Below are 18,190 nucleotides of genomic sequence, written 5' to 3'. Positions count from 1 at the left end.
CAAACCTTATGAAATTTGCATCTCTATTACCATTCTGTTTAACGGCTTTTGCAGGGAATTCCTCTCTTGCACAAACCGTATCCGCCGACCCACTTGCTAGCATATTATATGAAAACCCTGACCCGTTTTTGAGACAAGATTTATCAAAGGTTGTATCCAATTACGGTACCAATGGCAGTGGCGTAAAATTGGCTTTGGGAGGTATCTCTCTTATAATAACAGAGAACTCCCTTGTTAGCGGAGCCTCGACTATAGACGGTGCCACAAACATTTTTAGTGATCCAAATGGCTTTGGCTTTACAGTCGGATTATCTGGGGACTATTTGTTTGATTTTGATAAAGCTGCGCTAAAACCAGAGGCTGAAACGGCCTTGCAAAAAGTCATGGCTTTGTATGCAGAATACGGTGGTGAAAATATCACTATCGAAGGTCACACTGATTCAAAAGGATCAGATGCATATAACCAGAAGCTATCAGTAAAGCGTGCTCAAAGTGTTGAGAAATGGTTGGCAAAAAATGGTATCGAAACCTCAAGTTTAACCTCTGTCGGTTTAGGGGAAACAAAACCTGTTGCTCCTAACAGTATTGGGGGGCGAGACAACCCAGATGGACGTGCGTTAAATCGACGTGTCGATATTAAAGTTACGACAACAAAAAAAGTTAACCACCTTCCAACAATATCAAACAGTTCTGGTTACAATTAGGAAGAATATTTCATGCACCCTTTATCGTCTTCATTCTTTACGGTTTTATGCATTTGCGGTACTTCCGCATTCTCGGCTGAATTCGGGCAAGCACGTTTAAAATCCCTGACAATAACATCGGAATTAATGGACAGCCCAGTCATCAATAGCATCAGTTATAATGAGCAAGGACTTCCTTCACGCTATGATATTGCTCCAGTCGATCCAGATGTAGATTATGCCAAAACTACATTTGAATTTGAATACCGAGATGATGGTCAACTCATACGCAGGATTTCATACGCGCAAGTGCCCAATGGTTCCCCTAAATGGACACATGAATTTGCATATAATTCACAAACTCCCCCCTTACTTATACGTGTTGATGGAACGAGTTCATTCGGTGAAAAAGATCAGCGCACATATACATATGATGCACAAAACCGCCCAATGAGTGTAGCGCAAATACATACCACACATACTGGGGAGAACATAAAATCCAGCACTTCTTTCACCTATGGCTCAGATGGCAATATTTTGAGCGGCACCATTACAAACAGTACGAGTGCAGACACTGGGAAATTCCAAATTCAATATGATGAAAACGGTCTTGAGGTTGGGTCAGTGCACACAGTGCCAAATGAAGGCAGCATTGAGGCCAAGATTACAAGATCTGATAACAATAAGACTGAAGTCCAAACGTTTACAGGTCCAAACAATACAGTAAGCGCACAAAAAATCGTTTCGCAATACGAGGTCAGTTCATGTCGGATTCCAAAATTGACAGATGGCTTTGTCGTTATGGCGTTATTTGATCATCCAACTGGATTTAATCCAAGTGACGCCTGCAAAAAAGTAGTCACCAATTAATATAAAAAGGAAGATAACTATGAAAAAACTACTACTGGCATTAACAATGCTTTCAACGCCAGCGTTTGCAGCAGATTATATCGATAGCCAAACTGGTTTCGATGGGGCCGAAATCCATATAAAGCAAATCCAACAGCGCGATGATAAACTTACATTGGTTTTAGAATATGAAAACACCAGTGATGATGTTATTGAGGTTAAGGGTGTCGAATTTGATGATGTTTACTATATCACTGGCGATAAAAAATACCCTATCTTACGAGATACAAATGGGAATTACGTAGCAGCACCTCAGAGCAGTTACAGTTGTTGTTTATTTACTCGAAATACCCGTAGCATCGAAATCAAAGCAAAGTCCAAGAAAGTGGCTTGGTTTAAATTCGAACAGCCAGGAGACAACGACTGGCCAATCGAATTTGTATTACCAGGCGCAATTCCCTTTGTATTAGAAAAACCTGCGAATTAAAGTATGCAGTTTTTTTCTGGTAACTTTTCAACGTTTGGCTGCATTCTGATTTTGCTTGCTAACCCTGCATACAGTCAAACAGATGCGCCTGACCCGTTGGATCCGTTTGATCCTAAATGGGATGAAAACCTTGCGCCATTTGAACGACTTGAAATCGTTTCAAATGTTCTGGGATTAACGTCTGGCGGTCAAGCGCTGGTCAATAAGGCAACTACCTTTGAAGGCGCGACTGCAATCTTTGCAGATCCAACTGGGTTTGGATTTACTGTAGGGCTTTCTGGTGACTATTTGTTTGATTTTGACAAAGCATCATTAAAACCCGAAGCAAAAAAAGCTTTGGAAGAGGTTTTAGAGATGTATGCCGATTATGGGGGTACGAATGTAACCGTTGAAGGGCACACGGATTCCAAAGGTTCTAATGCTTACAACCAAAAGCTATCTGTACGTCGTGCTAGTACAGTTGAAAATTGGTTTGTTGAGAACGGTATTGAGAAAAGATTGCTGCGTTCGCGTGGTTTAGGGGAAACAACACCTGTTGCTAAAAACAGCATCAATGGTCGGGATAACCCTGAAGGGCGTGCATTGAATAGGCGTGTCGAAATCAAGGTGAAAACGACGAAAAAAGTCAACCACTTGCCGATCGCATCAGGCGCAGAGTAACTGAGTTGAGTAACGAGTATAGGGGCTTCGAATTGTTAGAAGCCCCTATAGTTTATCTATAAAAAGAGATTAATATGATGAATGTTTTGGTACGAAAGTTGGTGGCGCACCTCGTTCTTTTACTTACGGTTCTTACAATCAGCACACCAGCTTTTGCATCTGTTAATAGTTGTCCTGAAGATTTGGAATATGTGTACTTTGGCACCGATGGAATTGAGCAACCGATATTCAAAGTTCGCGTGAAAATTCGTGATGGAAATGTAAGTTATATCGTAAGAGAGGAGCTAAACTGTATTTGGTCACCTGAAATGCCAATGTATACTGATGCCAGTGGCAAACAGATAATACCTGCCGCAGCAATCCACTTTCGTCCCGAACTTATCTCTGAGGCACTTACGCATGTTTATTTATATGACGCTATGGGACAAAAAGATGCTGATCGTTATGTTAACAGACATGTCGGGCATCATGACTATGTGGGTAACAGTCCACGTGACCCTAATTATCCGACCACTAAAACAATATCTGGGAATAACTTTCATTGCTATGTCGGCACGCCCCCAGGTGACTTAACTTGTGAAATTCTGTCACTTTCAACAAAATCGGCCAGAGTGATTGTAATGTGCAATGGGCCTGGTGGTCGTAAGTGCCATACGAAACTCACAATGGGGTATGGTATTGTTGTCGTAGTGAATTGGCAGTCTGCAGTTATGGAGCCAACCGAGCGGATAATCGAAGCTTTTGATATTACAATGGGTGTTGATGCATTCGTTCGCGACAAAATCGTGCCCGAAAAATAGGAATTTATTACCTGACATGCAGGGAGTATTTGAATGAATACATTGCCTAACGTCAACGCCTAGGCTCGATATTGGTGTGTATTCTGATTTTATAGCGCAAGGTGATTTAGCAGTCACGGCCTTAGCCTACTATATACTTTGGAATTTTAACGTAATCTGATTAGATTAGTTGGTTTTGTTGACGCCTGTTTAGCCGCCATTCGCCAATGTCTGCTTTGTCCCCCTAAGGTGTCATCCATAAATGTCCGTTATGAGCCAAAAAAAGACATTAAATAACGTAGTATTATTAGGACTTAAGATCCATGAAAACCAAGATCACTGTTATTAATGTTTAACGTATTTCCATATGACCCAGTCAATTTTATAATAGTTCCTTTATTGGTGCAGAAATGGGAACTCTCATTGTTAAATCAGAAACATCAGTATTATTGACAGTGGTGACGGAATATCAGTAAGTGAATAACTATATGCATATTCTGATATTTTATTGAGATACACGTTAGGAATATAAAACATGAACCTGCGGGATTTTCTCTATGTTATAGCTGTGGCTGAACACAGAAATTTCACGCGCGCCGCTAAGGTTGCGAATGTCAGCCAACCTGCTTTATCAAACCAGATTAAGAAACTTGAGATGGAGCTGGGTTTTGAAATTTTTGAACGTGGCAACAATGAAGTTGTTTTAACCGGGTTTGGTGCCGATTTTTTGGACGTTGCACATAAGATAAATGGGCTTGTTGACAGCATTGATGATCTTACTCAGAAACATAATAAAATTGAGGCTACGCCTTTGAGGCTTGGCATTACGCCAACGTTGGCGGCTTATCTCTCAAAGTATTTTAGGGAACTTTTCTCAAAACTTTACCCTGACATGCGTCTTATTATTGTGGAAGAGTATCCAAAGATGCTTGCAAAGATGATTGATGAAAAAACGGTGGATATCGCATTTATAGCGCGTAAGAGTTATAATAATCTTGCTGAACCGAACCAGCATTCGATGGATTTTTCGCCACTTTGGATGGAGCCGCTTTTTTTGGGTGTTCGCAAGGGACACCCGCTTACTCAAAAAACAAGCATCCATGCTTATGAGGTGCCAGCAAACTTATTGATCCGTTTTGAGACATCTTTCGGATATGATCTTGAAAATGATTTGCCCGCGCAACCAGATAATATATCGGACTTAGTTGGTATTGATGTCCGCTCTGCGCGCTTTGAAACAGTATGTCGCTATGTTGCACAAAGCGATGCTTGTACAATGGTTAATGCTATTGCTGCAAAGCAACTTAAAAACGATAGTTTTGGTCTGGATTTTATTCCCTTTGATGGTGAGGGTAATATGAGAGAATTGGGTGCACTGACGCGTGTAGAATATCCACATCCAGAAATGGTTGAGGCGATATGCGCTCATATTAGAGGTGCTCCACCGCTTGGTACGCTGTCATCAGATTAGTTTTCGATAAACTAACGAGTGCGAAAAATTACTTAGAAGCAGGTGTATTTTATCACTATAGCATCAAAGCCGCACACCTTTTCGTGTTTAGGTGTTAGTGAATACCACAAGCTTTTGTGGGAGAGACGCATAACTTTTTGATATAAAACAATTTTGATTGTTTCAACCTCACGGTAATTGTGAGTATTTCAAATACTTATAACCTCTATTCGGAAAATGAATTTCCGTAAAAAAGAGGGTTCTCCATATTGATTAGGACACAGACGACATCCCCCGATGTCTGCTGCCCCTAAAACAAAAATGGAGCTACCCAATGTTATCAGAATTACTCTCAAGCTTGCGTGCACGTCTATTGACGTCATCTACGCTTGCACAAGAAACGGCCCGTGATGGCCAAACCTTAACAAACGGTTTTTTCCAAAGTACAGTGGTCGACAACACACCAGCTTTCGTGCTGGATAATGATTTTGCGCGCCTTTTGAATTTTGGTCAAATCGAAACAAATAATGCAGCTGCAGCTGTTGAAGTATCTGGTGAAGACGCACAAGTCTTTAACTTCCGCACAGGCACAATCGATGCGAATTCTGGCCCTGATGCTTTGGCAACAGGTATCCAAGTATCTGGCAGTGCAAGTATCCGCAATTTTGGTGACATCGCTGGTGATTTCAATGGTGTACAATTTGCAGGTGCCGAGAGCTCTGGCCAACTTGACAACTTCCGTGGTGGCGTAATTTCGTCTGACAGTCGCGCAGTTGATATCCAAGGTGAAGGCGTAAGCGTTCGTAACTTTGGTGATATTGTTGGTACGGGTGATCAACGCAACGGTACTATTTATACAAACAGCACTGCTGAAGATACATCAATTAGCAACTTCTCTGGCGCAACAATCGATGCGGGCGAAGGCAACAACGGCGCAGGTATCTCGTTGCAGGTTGGTGATGAGGCTGGTGATGTAGTATCAAACACAATTTTCAATGGCTTTGGTGGAACAATCCAAGGTCGTGGTCAAGAAGCGTCTAATACACCTAGCGCAGGCGATGGTATTCGTATCAATAATGGCGCAGAAGGCACAGTATCAGATACAGACATCGTCAATAGCGGTTTGATCTCATCAGAAAGCAATCAAGGTACTGCTGGCGGTATTCGTGTAGCAGATGGTGTTGCGGCTGACGGCCGTATTCTGAACACTTCAACAGGTACTATCGAGGGTGCGCGTAACGGTCTTTATATCGGTAATGCAGAACATGACCTTGATGTTTTAAACTTTGGTACAATCCAATCTGGCAGCCGTGCTGTGAATATTGATGGTTCTGGTGTTGATATTATCAACGGTGGAAATATTCTTGGTACTGGTGATCAGCGTAATGGCACAATCTATGCTGATGACACTGCGAGTGATTTTTCAATCAACAACCTTGCAAATGGCGTCGTTGATGCGGGTGAAGGTAATGATGGTGCTGGTATTTCACTTTCATTGGCTGAAGACGGCAATGGTGAAGTTGAGATCACAAACTCTGGCCAAATCTCTGGTCGTGGACAAGCGTCTGCTGCTGCAGGGACTGCTGGTGATGGCATCCGTCTTGAAGGCGTACGTGGCGAAGCTGGTTTCGCAGCTGCATTATTCACAGGCTCAATTACCAATGCTGGTACAGTAACATCAGATAGTGCGCAGGGTACAACTGGTGCGTTCCGTGCCGTTAATGGTGTGAACTTCCAAGGTGAACTGGTCAACGAAGAAGGCGGCACATTTGCAGGTGTTCAAAACGGTGTTTACTTTGGTACTGGCGATCACTCTGGCGGTTCTTTTGTTAACCGTGGCACAGTTTCATCTGATAGCCGTGCACTGAACATTGATGGTGAAGGTCTAGCTGTAACTAACGAAGGCACAATTATCGGTACTGGCAACCAACGTAACGGTACAGTTTATGCAGATGGTACTGCTGATAACTATACATTCACCAACACTGAAACAGGCATCGTAGATGCAGGTGAAGGTAACAATGGTTCTGGTGTATCACTGCAAACTGGTGATGCTGATGGCGATATCGTTTCAGCAGCTGTTTTCAATGAAGGTACGATCCAAGGTCGCGGTGATGCAACCGAAGGCAACCAAGTTGGTGATGGTCTGCGTTTATTCAGCAATTTTGATGATGCTGGTTTTGCTGGCTTAGTCGAAAATGACGGTTTGATTGCAGGTTCTGAAGACAGTGATGCAGCAGCAGGTATCCGCATCGATGGTGGTTTGAATCTATTGGGCGCAATCGTCAACGAAGGTGAAATTCGCGGTAATGTAAATGCTATTGATGCTACAGAGGCTGGTACAGTTACTTTCGTCAATGATGATGACGGCGTTGTGAATGGTAATGTATTACTAGGTGACGCTGATGATATCGTTGTTGACCTTGGTGAAATTAACGGTGTTCTTGACGGCGGTGCAGGCGACGATGTTTTGATCGCAGGCGAAGGCGACAATATAATTGTTGGTGGTCTTGGTAATGACTTTATCGAAGGCGGCGAAGGTGTTGATACAGCAGATTTCTCTGATCTTGATGTGGCTGTTACAGTTAATCTTGGTCCAAATGGAAATGGCACTGCAACACGTGACACTGGTTTCACTGTTAGTGTGACAGATCAAGTTGTGTCTAATCCGGCTCAGTTTGGCTCAAACATCCAAGACGGTGCTGACTTTGTAGAAGAAGCCGTTGCTGGCAATCTTTACTTCAATATCCACACGTCTGATTTTATCGGTGGTGAGATACGAGGACAGCTGGAAGTTGTAAGCGATACTGGCGCAGGTCATAGCCGTGTTATCGAATTGGCTGGATCACTTGATGCTGCTCAGGAGCCTGGCCCAACATCTGATAGTGATGCAACAGGCGAAGCAACTGTAACCATTTCTTTCAATGAAGCGGGTGAAGTACTTTATTCATCTGAATTGACAGTTGTTGGTCTGAACGAAGCTGACCTACAATCACCAATCCCTGGTGTTGTATCACCGATCCACCTTCACAACGCGCCAGCAGGCCAAAATGGCCCAGTAGTTCAGGATGTTGTTGTTGATGCGGGTACTGGATTGGATGTCATCGATGAGTTCACTCTTGGTAGCCAATCTGGCTTCGAAGTTAATGTGAATAATCAAGTTGTTGATACACCTGATCAGTTTGGATCACAGATAGAAGATGGTGCTGGCTTTGTAGAAGAAGCTGTTGCTGGCAACCTTTACTTCAATATCCATACGGCTGAATTCCCTGGCGGTGAAATCCGTGGGCAGTTGCTTTTGGAAAGCGATGTGACAGAAGATGGTATCCGCACAATTGAATTGAGTGGCGGTCTTGATGCAAGCCAAGAGCCTGGTCCAACATCTGATAGTGATGCAACGGGTGAAGGTTCTCTAACAATCACACAAAACATCTATACAGGTGAAGTGTCATATTCGAGTGAACTGAGTGTTCTGGGTATTGATGAAGGTGACCTGCTAACACCAATTCCTGGTGTTGTGTCTGCAATCCATTTGCACAATGCGCCTGCTGGTCAAAATGGCCCAGTTGTTCAGGATACTTTGGTTGATGCTGGTGGCACATTGGACGTTGAAGCACCAATCTCTAACACAGGCCTTGTTAATGAAGATGTGTTCGAAAATGCAATCGAAACTGACGTACTAAGCTCAATCGAGAATGTGATTGGCTCTGACGATGGTGATGTAATCATCGGTAGTGATTTCGAAAACTTCCTTGCAGGCGCTGAAGGTGATGACCTTATCGACGGTGCAGGTGGTGATGACATCCTATCTGGTGGTGAAGGCATTGATACATTCAGGTTCTCTTCTGAAAACGGCAATGACGTTGTCACAGACTTTGAATTGGGTGTGGATCTTATTCAACTGTCTGATTTCGGACCAGACTTCGATCTATCGGATAGTATTTCACAAGATGGACAAGACGCAGTTCTATCCTTCTCTGGTGACAACTCTGTGCGCCTTGAAGGTATCGAAGCATCGCAAATCACTGAAGACGATTTCGTTGCATAAAACTGACCCTTGGGGTGGCGAAACAATTCGCCATCCCATTCTTTAGATGAGAGATAGATCAATGTTACATAGACCTTCACCTGTAAAACTAGCTTGGGGCACATTGCGCAAAGGCTTTGGCGCAGTTGCTTTTTTTAGTCTTTTTTTAAACCTTCTTATGCTTGCTGGTCCACTTTACATGCTGCAGGTTTATGATCGGGTTTTGACAAGCCAGAACATAGATACATTGATTGCATTTACATTACTTTTAGGCGGTGTTTTTGTTGTAACTGGCTTACTAGATTTGATGCGCACACGTATTTTAAATAGGCTTGGTGCGAAATTTGAAATCTCAGTTGGTGAACCAATTCTGCGTTCCGCAATGAGACGCAATGTTCAGGGGAAATCTACTGCTGGCGAAAATCCAGTTGATGATATTAATGGTTTCCGTGACTTTGTATCAGGTAGCGCTTTAATTGCATTTTTTGATGCTCCTTGGATCCCCGTTTATCTTTTTGTTCTATACGCATTGCACCCATACCTTGGTTTTTTGGGGTTAGCAGGCGCAATATTCTTAACGATCTTAGCTCTTATAAATAACGCTAGATCGCACAACTTGATGCAACAAGCATCCGAAGCACGCGGCCGATCTGACGCTTTATTTCGGACAAGTGAACGTAACGCGGAACTTGCCCATGCTATGGGGATGAAATCTGATCTGGCTAGACGTTGGAATGCTTTGCAAAACCAAGCTCACGTTTATAAAACACAAGTCAGCGATCGTATTGCTACTTTCACAGTTCTATCCAAAACAATCCGCATGGCGCTTCAATCCGCAATGTTGGGACTTGGTGCTGCATTGGCGATTTCTGGTGAAACGACCGCAGGCGTCATGATTGCAGCGACCATCGTACTTGCACGAGCATTAGCACCTATTGACCAATTGATCGGGCAATGGCGTACCTTTCTTGCCGCCCGCGGTTCTTATAAAAAAATCTATGCTTTATCTATGGAATTTCCAGAAGATGAACAGACAATCACATTGCCAAAACCTTCGGTTTCTCTGAAAGCGAGTATCCTTCAAGCAGGCCCACCTCTTGCACAGAATGCAACTCTTTCTGGAATCGATTTCTCATTAAACGCAGGCGACGTCGTCGCTGTTATTGGGCCAAGTGGTTCTGGCAAATCAACCTTAGCCAAAATGATTGCAGGCATTTGGACACCTCAACGTGGCGATGTGAAACTTGATGGCAATCCAATGTCAAAATGGAATGCCGATGAACTTGGCCAAATGATTGGTTATTTGCCGCAAGATGTAGAGCTTTTCGATGGTACAATTCGGGAAAACATTGCGCGTTTTTCAACGGAAATTGACGATGCAAAAGTGATTAAAGCAGCATTAGCGGCTGATGTGCATGAAATGATCAGTAATTTGAATGATGGCTATGAAACTAAAATCGGTAATGGTTTCCATCTTTCTGGCGGGCAACGCCAAAGGCTTGCATTGGCTCGTGCGCTTTATAATGACCCATTCGTATTGGTATTAGATGAACCTAATTCTGATCTGGATACGACGGGCGAGTTAGCTTTGCGCAATGCTATTCAAACAGCAAAAGCGCAAGGAACGATTGTGATCGTGATGACGCATCGGCCAAGTACATTACAAGCCGTTGATAAAGTTCTTATCGTGAACAATGGCAAGCAAACTGGTTTTGGCGATAAAGATGAAATTTTGCGTTCAAGCAAGCGCAATGTTTTGCAAAATAACAATAAGCAAAAGCTTACCTCACAAAATACAAAGCAAACGAATGCTAAAGGAGTAGCGCAGTGACACATCTAGTTCCTAACCGTAGTAATAATGAAATTCTAAATTTGGATACATTACATACAATTCCGCACCAATCATCAGAGCCTAGTATTAGATCTTACATTATCTTTGGATTGCTCATTCTTAGCTTTTTCTTTGGTGGTGCTTTCTACTGGGCCACATCATCAAAACTTGATGGTGCAGTCGTCGCTCCTGCTTCTTTCGTAGTGGAGGGTAACCGTAAGACTGTTGAACATCTAGAAGGTGGAATCGTCAGCACTATCCTTGTTTCAGAAGGCGATTATGTAGAAGCAGGGCAAACCCTTATAGAGCTTGATAGCAGCGAAATTGATGTCGATCTGAATGTATTAGAGAGTCAATTGATTGATTTGGCTATTCGGCATGCACGTCTTCAAGCCCAAATTAATGGGCAGGACACGTTTTATGCTGATGATGCAATAGCAGTTTTAACGAAATCTATCGAGGGTTCTGATTGGGGGCCTGCTTATGGCACACAAAAGCACTTGTTTGATACAGAGGCACGCGCCCGCAAAGCCGAAGTCGACATTATGCAAGCACGGATCGCAAACCTTAATGCGCAAATTTTAGGGATCACTGATCAATTAAACGCTAATCAACGGCAGCTGGAAATTACACAAACGGAGTTAGGCAATCTTGATACGCTTCTTGAAAAAGGTCTTGTGGCAGTGTCACGCGTAAACACACGTAGAATTGAAATTGAACGTTTGAATGCAGCAAGATCCCTTCTTGAGACTCAGAAAATCCAAGCGAAGAACCAAATTGATGAACTAAAACTAACGGCATTAAGTCAAGCTAATCTAAGGGAAGAGGCATTGGCCATAGAGATAGCAAATGTTAAGCTGCAATTGGCTTCTGTGGAGCCACAGTTCAATGGTGTCAGAGAGAGACAAAAGCGCATTAAAGTATCAGCACCTGCAAGTGGACGTGTTGTTGGTATGACTGTCTTTACAACTGGTGGTGTTGTTCGCCCAGGCGCCCCGATATTAGACATTGTTCCAAACGACGAAACCTTGATAGTTGAGGCACGGATTAATACGGCAGATATTGAAAAGTTACGTATTGGCCAAGCGACACGTGTACGACTATCTGCATTTGACCAAGGGGATGTTCCAGAAGCCAATGGCAAAATCTTTGATATTTCTGCTGACAGCCTTGAGGATGCCCGTTCTGGTGAAGAATATTATGTAGCACGTGTGAAGTTGGATGCTGATCAATCAGAGACGGTTTATGGGTTGAAGCTCTTGCCTGGTATGCCTGCCGATCTTTTTGTAAATACGGGTGAGCGGACTGCAATTAGCTATTTAACGAAACCGCTAAGTGAGCGCCTCGTTCGTACCTTTATCGAATAATGGAATATCATTTATTTTGAATAATGTCTGCTTTGTTCCCCATAGCAGACATTGAAATCGCTAGCATCGAATATTTCTTAATGTTCAATGGCAAAGCAATTTAACCAAAATGGCAATGGGTTTCTTCGCCGATGGGGAAGATTATACAACCAAAGCGAAAGTGTGTAAGAATGCCTATGGTGAACTCGTTGAAGAATATTAAATTCAATTCATAGATGGTGATGATTTAGATTATGAACTATTCGCCGCTCTTGGTGTAAACCAAACAAACCTCTTACCTTTTATCGCAAAACTGGACATCTGGGACGATCACCAAAAGAAACACCTCATTGTTGCCGTTGGCGAGTGTGGTTACAGTTTTGATATAGAAAACGGCTTGCGGCTGATACATTTAGGAAATACTTGATTTGCGAATGTATCTAATTTGCGAGAAGATGCGTATAAACAATATAATCTATTTATTGGGTGAGGTTTTTATGAAGAAATTTGCACTTATTGCTGGCGTCTTTATTGTGCTTTTGGGTGGGTTTATCACAAGCGTTATCATGACTGGTCCTCAAGATAAAACGTTGGCGCAAGAACATATAGCATATGTTATGATCAGTTGGAATGATACGCCACTGAATGGTGGATTTCTCCCGACAGCAATTAAAGAGGTGATCGTGGCAGCTGCACACGCGCAATATTCCAAAGATGAATTGGGTAATTTGGCTGGAATGCAATTGCATGCGACCCATGTGCGCCATGCAATTGATCCAGCATTAGAGGAACGTGGTCCAGGTTTAGGTTATGGTATGTTGAAGGCATCAGAAAGTGTTGTGAAGCACATCACTTTGGCGAGTCAGATGCATGATGCGTCCGACGATGTGAAAGCGCATACAATGCATGTTGTGAAAGCGACTGAAACTGCGATGGCACGTGCAAAAGAAGCCTTACGTGCTGCTGATGCCATTCTGGCGGCGGTGACTGCAGAAGAAGCGAACCCACATGCTGTGAATATGGCTGCCTTAACCGAAGCGGCGCATTTGGGACTCGATGTGAATGGTGATGGTCAGATCACTTGGGATAATGACGAAGGTGGTTTGAAAATTGCGGATCAACACATGGGGTTCATGTTAGAAGCCGAAGGTTTGAAACGCTAACATCTATTGCGGCTTAGGGTGCTTTGCCCTAAGCCGATTAAATGACCCAATCTATGACATATAATGGCCATGCTAAGGCTATTCTAACACTTGGTTTACCAATCATTGGCAGCCATGTCGCGCAGATTGCGATTACTACAACTGATACTGTGATGATGGGGTGGTATGGGGTTGAAGAATTGGCTGGGCTGGTTCTGGCTGGCTCTATGTTTTTCGTTATATTTTTGGTGGGCGCTGGGTTTTCGTTTGCCGTATTGCCAATGGTTGCGAATGCATCTGAGGTCGGGGATGATGTTAAAGTGCGCCACATCACCCGTATGGGGCTTTGGGCATCTGCATTATATGCATTGTTATTGGTCCCTTTTATGTGGTGGTCAAAACCTTGGCTTTTGGCATTGGGACAAGAAGATGTAACCGCGCAATTTGCCCAAGATTACTTACGCATTGCGGGTTTTGGCTTATTCCCCGGGTTGTTTGTGATGGTGATGAAGAACTATTTGGCTGCTTTAGAGCGGACGCAGTTCGTGCTTTGGTTGACTGTTTTAAGTGCTGTTTTAAATGGTTTTTTGAACTATGCTTTGGTTTTCGGGAATTGGGGTGCGCCTGAACTAGGTGTGCGTGGAGCTGCGATTGCATCTGTTGCGATTGTTTCGCTGAGTTTCCCAATCCTAGTGCTTTACGCAATTAGGGTGGTTCCAGAGCACGTATTATTCCAACGTATTTGGGCGATTGATACGGATGCTTTGATGCATGTGTTCAAATTGGGTTGGCCGATTGGATTAACGAATTTAGCTGAAACGGGGTTGTTTACGGCTACGGCAATCATGGTTGGTTGGGTTGGTACGCATGAATTGGCAGCACATGGTATTGCGCTACAATGGGCGGGCCTTACGTTTATGGTTCATTTGGGATTGTCCAATGCAGCGACAGTGCGTGTTGGTCGGGCTATTGGGCGTGGCGATATGATTGGATTGAAGCGTGGCGGTGTGATGGTCACGGCGATGTCTTTAGGGTTTGCTTTTATGATCGTTGCAATCTTTGTCACGTGGCCTGAAGTTTTGATCGGTGTGTTTATCGATCACACAGATGACGCGCGGGATCAGATCATCATTGTCGGTGTTGGACTGCTGGCAATGGCAGCCCTTTTCCAGATTGCGGATGGTGTGCAAGTTATTGGGCTTGGATTGCTTCGCGGGGCGCAAGATACACGTGTGCCGATGATTTATGCAGGCATAAGCTATTGGGTGATAGGTATCCCTGCAGGCTATGTGATTGGTTTTATCTGGGGATATGGTGCCGTTGGCATTTGGATGGGCTTGGTGTTTGGATTGTCCGTTGCTGCGATATTGCTAAGCGTTCGGTTTTGGACGCGCTTGAAACGGAATGAGTTCCACTGACGCGTCCAAATTTTTTAGATTGATGGGTATAACAGGCCAATCCATTGATCTGTTTCAAAGAGCTTTCCACCCCAAGTGGCATCAAAATCTGCAAGGGGCTTTGCCGCAACCACTTCTTTTTTAGTTTTCCCTGCTTTCTTCATATCCAACATACTGGCATGCGCAATGCTGAGCATATCTTGATAGGCTTGTAGGTCGACACGTGTGGCCAATGGGCCGTGACCAGGGATGATTTTTACATCATCATTTGTGGCATCTAATATGGCTTGCACTGCTGACATAACGCCTGCCAAGCTGCCGCCATTTGCAGTGTCGATGAAAGGGTATAGGCCGTTAAAGAAAATATCGCCTGTGTGTACAACATTGGCTTCTTTGAAAAACACTACACTGTCACCATCTGTATGTGCATTCGGGTAATGGTTTGCCAAAACTGTTTGACCGTTTAGATGAAAGTGCATTTCATCCGAGAAGGTAACAACGGGTAGTGCTGCATATGGGGCAGGTGGTGTTGTTGCGCCAAAAGCTGGAATTGTCGTGCCATCTTTCAGACGCTTACGCACATTATCATGACTGAAAATAGCAGCACCTGTGTCTACAATCGCTTCATTTCCGCCCGCATGGTCAAAATGGTAATGTGTGTTCAATAAAAACCGCGGGGCACTGGCGTCTAGCTCTTTGATAGCGTTTAGAATTTTAGGAACTTCTGTAGCCATTTGGTCATCGATTACGAATGTTCCATCTGCGCCTGTTAAAACGCCAACATTACCACCGTTTCCAGACAGCATATGGATGTTGTCAGTGATTTTGATTGTTTGCATGGCTTGATCTTGGGCCAATGCTAATGCGGGTAGTGTTGTTGCTATTAAAAATGCAGGTAAAAGCGGTTTCATTTTGAAGTCTCCCGAAACGAACAATTATGTATTAGGGTATCTGCCAACTGTAGGATGTAAAGTGTGCTGTGTTAACAGTTCTGTGTTTACGCTGGTTTTAGTGCGAGTTTTGCAAGGGTTTCGTAATGTGGTAAAGCCTGTTTGCAAGTTTCAGCATTTTGTCCTGATAGCTTCGGTAAAGGCCCCTCGGCAGCTGCAAAACCTGTGCTATTATGGACAGCCCCGTACCAGTGGGATGCCCATACTCCGTCGTCTTTATGAGGGCCATTTGGCCAGTTTAGCATCGTGTGTTCATAAGGTATGCCTATAGCATGACAGAGGGCTTTGATCATTGCTTCTGGGTGTTTGCGGATGTCTGCACTATCTAGAATGATACCGCCGCCAAGTTTATCAAACAGCATGGATTGTTGGGTGAAACCGATATCGTTTAATGTTGGCGCTTCGCGTTTTGCAGCATAGCTGGCAATCACGCGTGCGGGATGTCGTATGAGAAAGATATTTGTAGCGCTTTTTGCCCAATCTAACGGAAACCCATCGATCATATGTTGGCACATGTGTTTTTGGTACCAGATAGGCATAGCGTCTGGAGAGGAACTTTGGCAGGTGTTTGCAACTTGGGCTGGATCTGTGGGTTGAGATGCTAAAATTTGGTCATTCATAGGATGCTTTATGCCCGTTTTATGTAAGTAGGCCGCGTAAAATGGCTCATCAATTACAGCACAATCAGATCGAGCGCCAAAGCTGTACATCATGGCAGTGGACAGGTTACGTGGCCCTGACCACATGTTGATCCTCATTGCTTTGCTTCCTGTTCAATCAACGCCTTGTAAAGTTCGCGAATACGTAGGGTTATTGGGCCGAACTCGCCTGTGCCTATTTGCCGGCAATCAATGGTGCCAACAGGAGTTTGTGCGCCGAATGTACCTGTTAAAAAGGCTTCATCAGCGCCATATGTATCAACCAAAGAATAGTTGCGCTCATATATGGGGATATCATTAGTTTGGCATAGCTCAATTACTTTACGTCTTGTAATGCCGTTCATGCAATAATCGCCCGTTGATGTCCAAACAGCACCTTTGCGGACGATGAAAAAATTACAAGCGTTGGTGGTGTTTACGAAGCCATTTACATCCAACATGAGGCCTTCATCTGCGCCTGCTTTTTCAGCTGCAATGCATGCGAGAACACAATTAAGTTTGGAATGTGAATTCAGCTTAGGGTCTTGCGTCATTGGCAAGCCACGTAGATGAGGAACTGTTGCGAGGTTTATGGGGCGTGGGATTTTAGGTTTGGAGTGTTCTACTATGATCACAATCGTTGGGCCAGATTGGCTAAGTGAGGGATGCTGAAATGGGCGTTTTTTCACGCCGCGGGTGATCATCAGGCGAGCGTGTGCGTCTGTGATCATATTATTGGCATTGCGTGTATCTTCTAAGGCTTGGATAAGTGATGTTCGATCCATGCCAATATCTAGATCAATCGCCATAGCGGCCTCATATAAGCGGTCCATATGCTCGTCTAGAAACGCCCATGTGCCATTATATAAGCGTAAACCCTCCCAAATGCCGTCACCTAACATGAAACCGCTGTCATAGACGCTGATACGGGCCTCATTTTTTGGAACAATCTCGCCGTTTACATAGATAGAGATCGCATTGTTGCGTGTGTCTTCTTCGGCTTGGTGAGTTGTGACGTGGTTATTCATGGTATTCCGCCTTTTTAGTGATACGGAATGTTAGTCACAATGGATGTCGTTTGGCAATCTTATGCGAAAGGGTCGTTTGTATAGGTGACATGTGCAAGATACAGCCCATGTGGTGGGCAAACTGTTCCACAGGCGCTACGGTCCACGGCTTCTAGCGCGTGCTTTACGTCGATTGGTCTCCAACTGCCAGAGCCAACGCGTTCTAATGTGCCGACAAAGCTGCGCACTTGGTTGTGTAGGAAACTGCGGGCACGAATGGTGAAACGGTATTCTGTTCCGTAATTCACGGGAATTTCTTCTATATCTAACACATCAAGTGTTTTGACGGGTGATTGGGCTTGGCAAATCGTTGATCGGAAGGTTGTGAAGTCATGTTGGCCTAATAGGTGCGCTGCTCCTTCGCGCATGGCTTCGATATTTAATGGGTTATTGATTTGCCAAACAAGGCCAGCCTCATGTGATGATGGGGCGCGTCTGGCCAAAAGGCGGAATGTATACTCACGTTCTATGGCGCCGAAACGAGCGTGAAAGTCATCATCAACGCGGGCAGCTTGCAGGATTGATATAGGATGAGGTCGCAGATGGTAGTTTAGAGCTTCGGACAGGCGAAATTCATCCCAATCTTTATCTAGATCAACATGTGCGACTTGCCCATAAGCATGCACACCTGCGTCTGTTCGCCCAGCACCTTGGATGCCTTCGCAGTTTTTTTCCAGCTTTAACAAAGCGTCTTCTATCGTTTGCTGAACAGACGAGACATCTCGCTGCCTTTGCCAACCAGAAAATGGTTTGCCATGGTATTCGATTTTTAAAGCATATCTGGGCATAAGTGATGCGTTAACGTGTGAAAGAGAATTTGCCAAGACCCCCTGTAAATATCTATCATTCATGCTTAACTCTGAAAGAACGGTAAAAAAGGTGCG

At 44.0% G+C, this 18,190-nt stretch carries 15 protein-coding genes; 11 read left to right on the top strand and 4 right to left on the bottom strand.

Translation table 11 applies throughout. The features are described 5' to 3' along the window. The first annotated feature begins 8 nt into the window (after positions 1-8). From F9L33_RS14470 to F9L33_RS14420, 11 genes are all read left to right on the top strand, one after another. Positions 9-704 carry an OmpA family protein gene (locus F9L33_RS14470; RefSeq protein WP_193222061.1) on the top strand — a complete coding sequence of 232 codons (696 nt, stop codon included), beginning with the start codon at positions 9-11 and terminating at the stop codon, positions 702-704. 12 nt (positions 705-716) lie between these two features. Beyond that, entirely contained in the window at positions 717-1,553 is an 837-nt protein-coding gene (locus F9L33_RS14465) for a hypothetical protein (protein ID WP_226804147.1), read from the top strand. 19 nt (positions 1,554-1,572) lie between these two features. Further along, entirely contained in the window at positions 1,573-2,019 is a 447-nt protein-coding gene (locus F9L33_RS14460) for a hypothetical protein (RefSeq protein WP_152143510.1), read from the top strand. A gap of 3 nt (positions 2,020-2,022) precedes the next feature. Then, on the top strand, positions 2,023-2,679 hold the full coding sequence (locus F9L33_RS14455; RefSeq protein WP_152143509.1) for an OmpA family protein: 657 nt from the start codon (positions 2,023-2,025) through the stop codon (positions 2,677-2,679). 74 nt (positions 2,680-2,753) lie between these two features. Then, on the top strand, positions 2,754-3,479 hold the full coding sequence (locus F9L33_RS14450) for a hypothetical protein (protein WP_152143508.1): 726 nt from the start codon (positions 2,754-2,756) through the stop codon (positions 3,477-3,479). A 514-nt stretch (positions 3,480-3,993) separates the two neighbouring features. Continuing rightward, positions 3,994-4,929: a LysR family transcriptional regulator gene (locus tag F9L33_RS14445; protein ID WP_152143507.1), complete on the top strand. Its 936-nt coding sequence runs from the start codon at positions 3,994-3,996 to the stop codon at positions 4,927-4,929. A 313-nt stretch (positions 4,930-5,242) separates the two neighbouring features. Continuing rightward, on the top strand, positions 5,243-8,956 hold the full coding sequence (locus tag F9L33_RS14440) for an S-layer family protein (protein ID WP_152143506.1): 3,714 nt from the start codon (positions 5,243-5,245) through the stop codon (positions 8,954-8,956). Between the two features lie 61 nt (positions 8,957-9,017). After that, a complete protein-coding gene (locus F9L33_RS14435; protein ID WP_193222060.1) occupies positions 9,018-10,766 on the top strand; it encodes a type I secretion system permease/ATPase in 1,749 nt (582 codons plus the stop codon). Next, positions 10,763-12,133, top strand: a complete 1,371-nt coding sequence (locus F9L33_RS14430; protein ID WP_152143504.1) for an HlyD family type I secretion periplasmic adaptor subunit — start codon at positions 10,763-10,765, stop codon at positions 12,131-12,133. Before F9L33_RS14435 ends, F9L33_RS14430 begins: the two co-directional genes overlap by 4 nt. A 476-nt stretch (positions 12,134-12,609) precedes the next feature. Further along, a complete protein-coding gene (locus F9L33_RS14425) occupies positions 12,610-13,275 on the top strand; it encodes a hypothetical protein (protein WP_152143503.1) in 666 nt (221 codons plus the stop codon). A gap of 41 nt (positions 13,276-13,316) precedes the next feature. After that, entirely contained in the window at positions 13,317-14,672 is a 1,356-nt protein-coding gene (locus F9L33_RS14420) for an MATE family efflux transporter (protein WP_152143502.1), read from the top strand. A gap of 14 nt (positions 14,673-14,686) precedes the next feature. On the opposite strand, the gene F9L33_RS14415 is transcribed toward F9L33_RS14420, so the two are convergent. From F9L33_RS14415 to truA, 4 genes are all read right to left on the bottom strand, one after another. Next, on the bottom strand, positions 14,687-15,562 hold the full coding sequence (locus F9L33_RS14415; RefSeq protein WP_152143501.1) for an MBL fold metallo-hydrolase: 876 nt from the start codon (positions 15,560-15,562) through the stop codon (positions 14,687-14,689). Positions 15,563-15,648: 86 nt separating this feature from the next. Beyond that, the gene (locus tag F9L33_RS14410) at positions 15,649-16,359 is read right to left on the bottom strand and encodes an HAD family hydrolase (protein WP_152143500.1); all 711 of its coding nucleotides are present in this window, start codon (positions 16,357-16,359) and stop codon (positions 15,649-15,651) included. After that, positions 16,356-17,267, bottom strand: coding sequence for an aminotransferase class IV (locus tag F9L33_RS14405; protein ID WP_152143499.1), 912 nt, complete (start codon positions 17,265-17,267; stop codon positions 16,356-16,358). The genes F9L33_RS14410 and F9L33_RS14405 overlap by 4 nt, the downstream gene beginning before the upstream one ends. Before the next feature lie 59 nt (positions 17,268-17,326). Further along, positions 17,327-18,094 carry a tRNA pseudouridine(38-40) synthase TruA gene (truA, locus tag F9L33_RS14400; RefSeq protein WP_152143498.1) on the bottom strand — a complete coding sequence of 256 codons (768 nt, stop codon included), beginning with the start codon at positions 18,092-18,094 and terminating at the stop codon, positions 17,327-17,329. Positions 18,095-18,190: the final 96 nt, after the last annotated feature.

The sequence above is a fragment of the Amylibacter sp. SFDW26 genome, from assembly GCF_009184395.1.
Lineage (GTDB): Bacteria > Pseudomonadota > Alphaproteobacteria > Rhodobacterales > Rhodobacteraceae > Amylibacter.
This window is presented reverse-complemented; position numbering and strand designations above follow the sequence as displayed.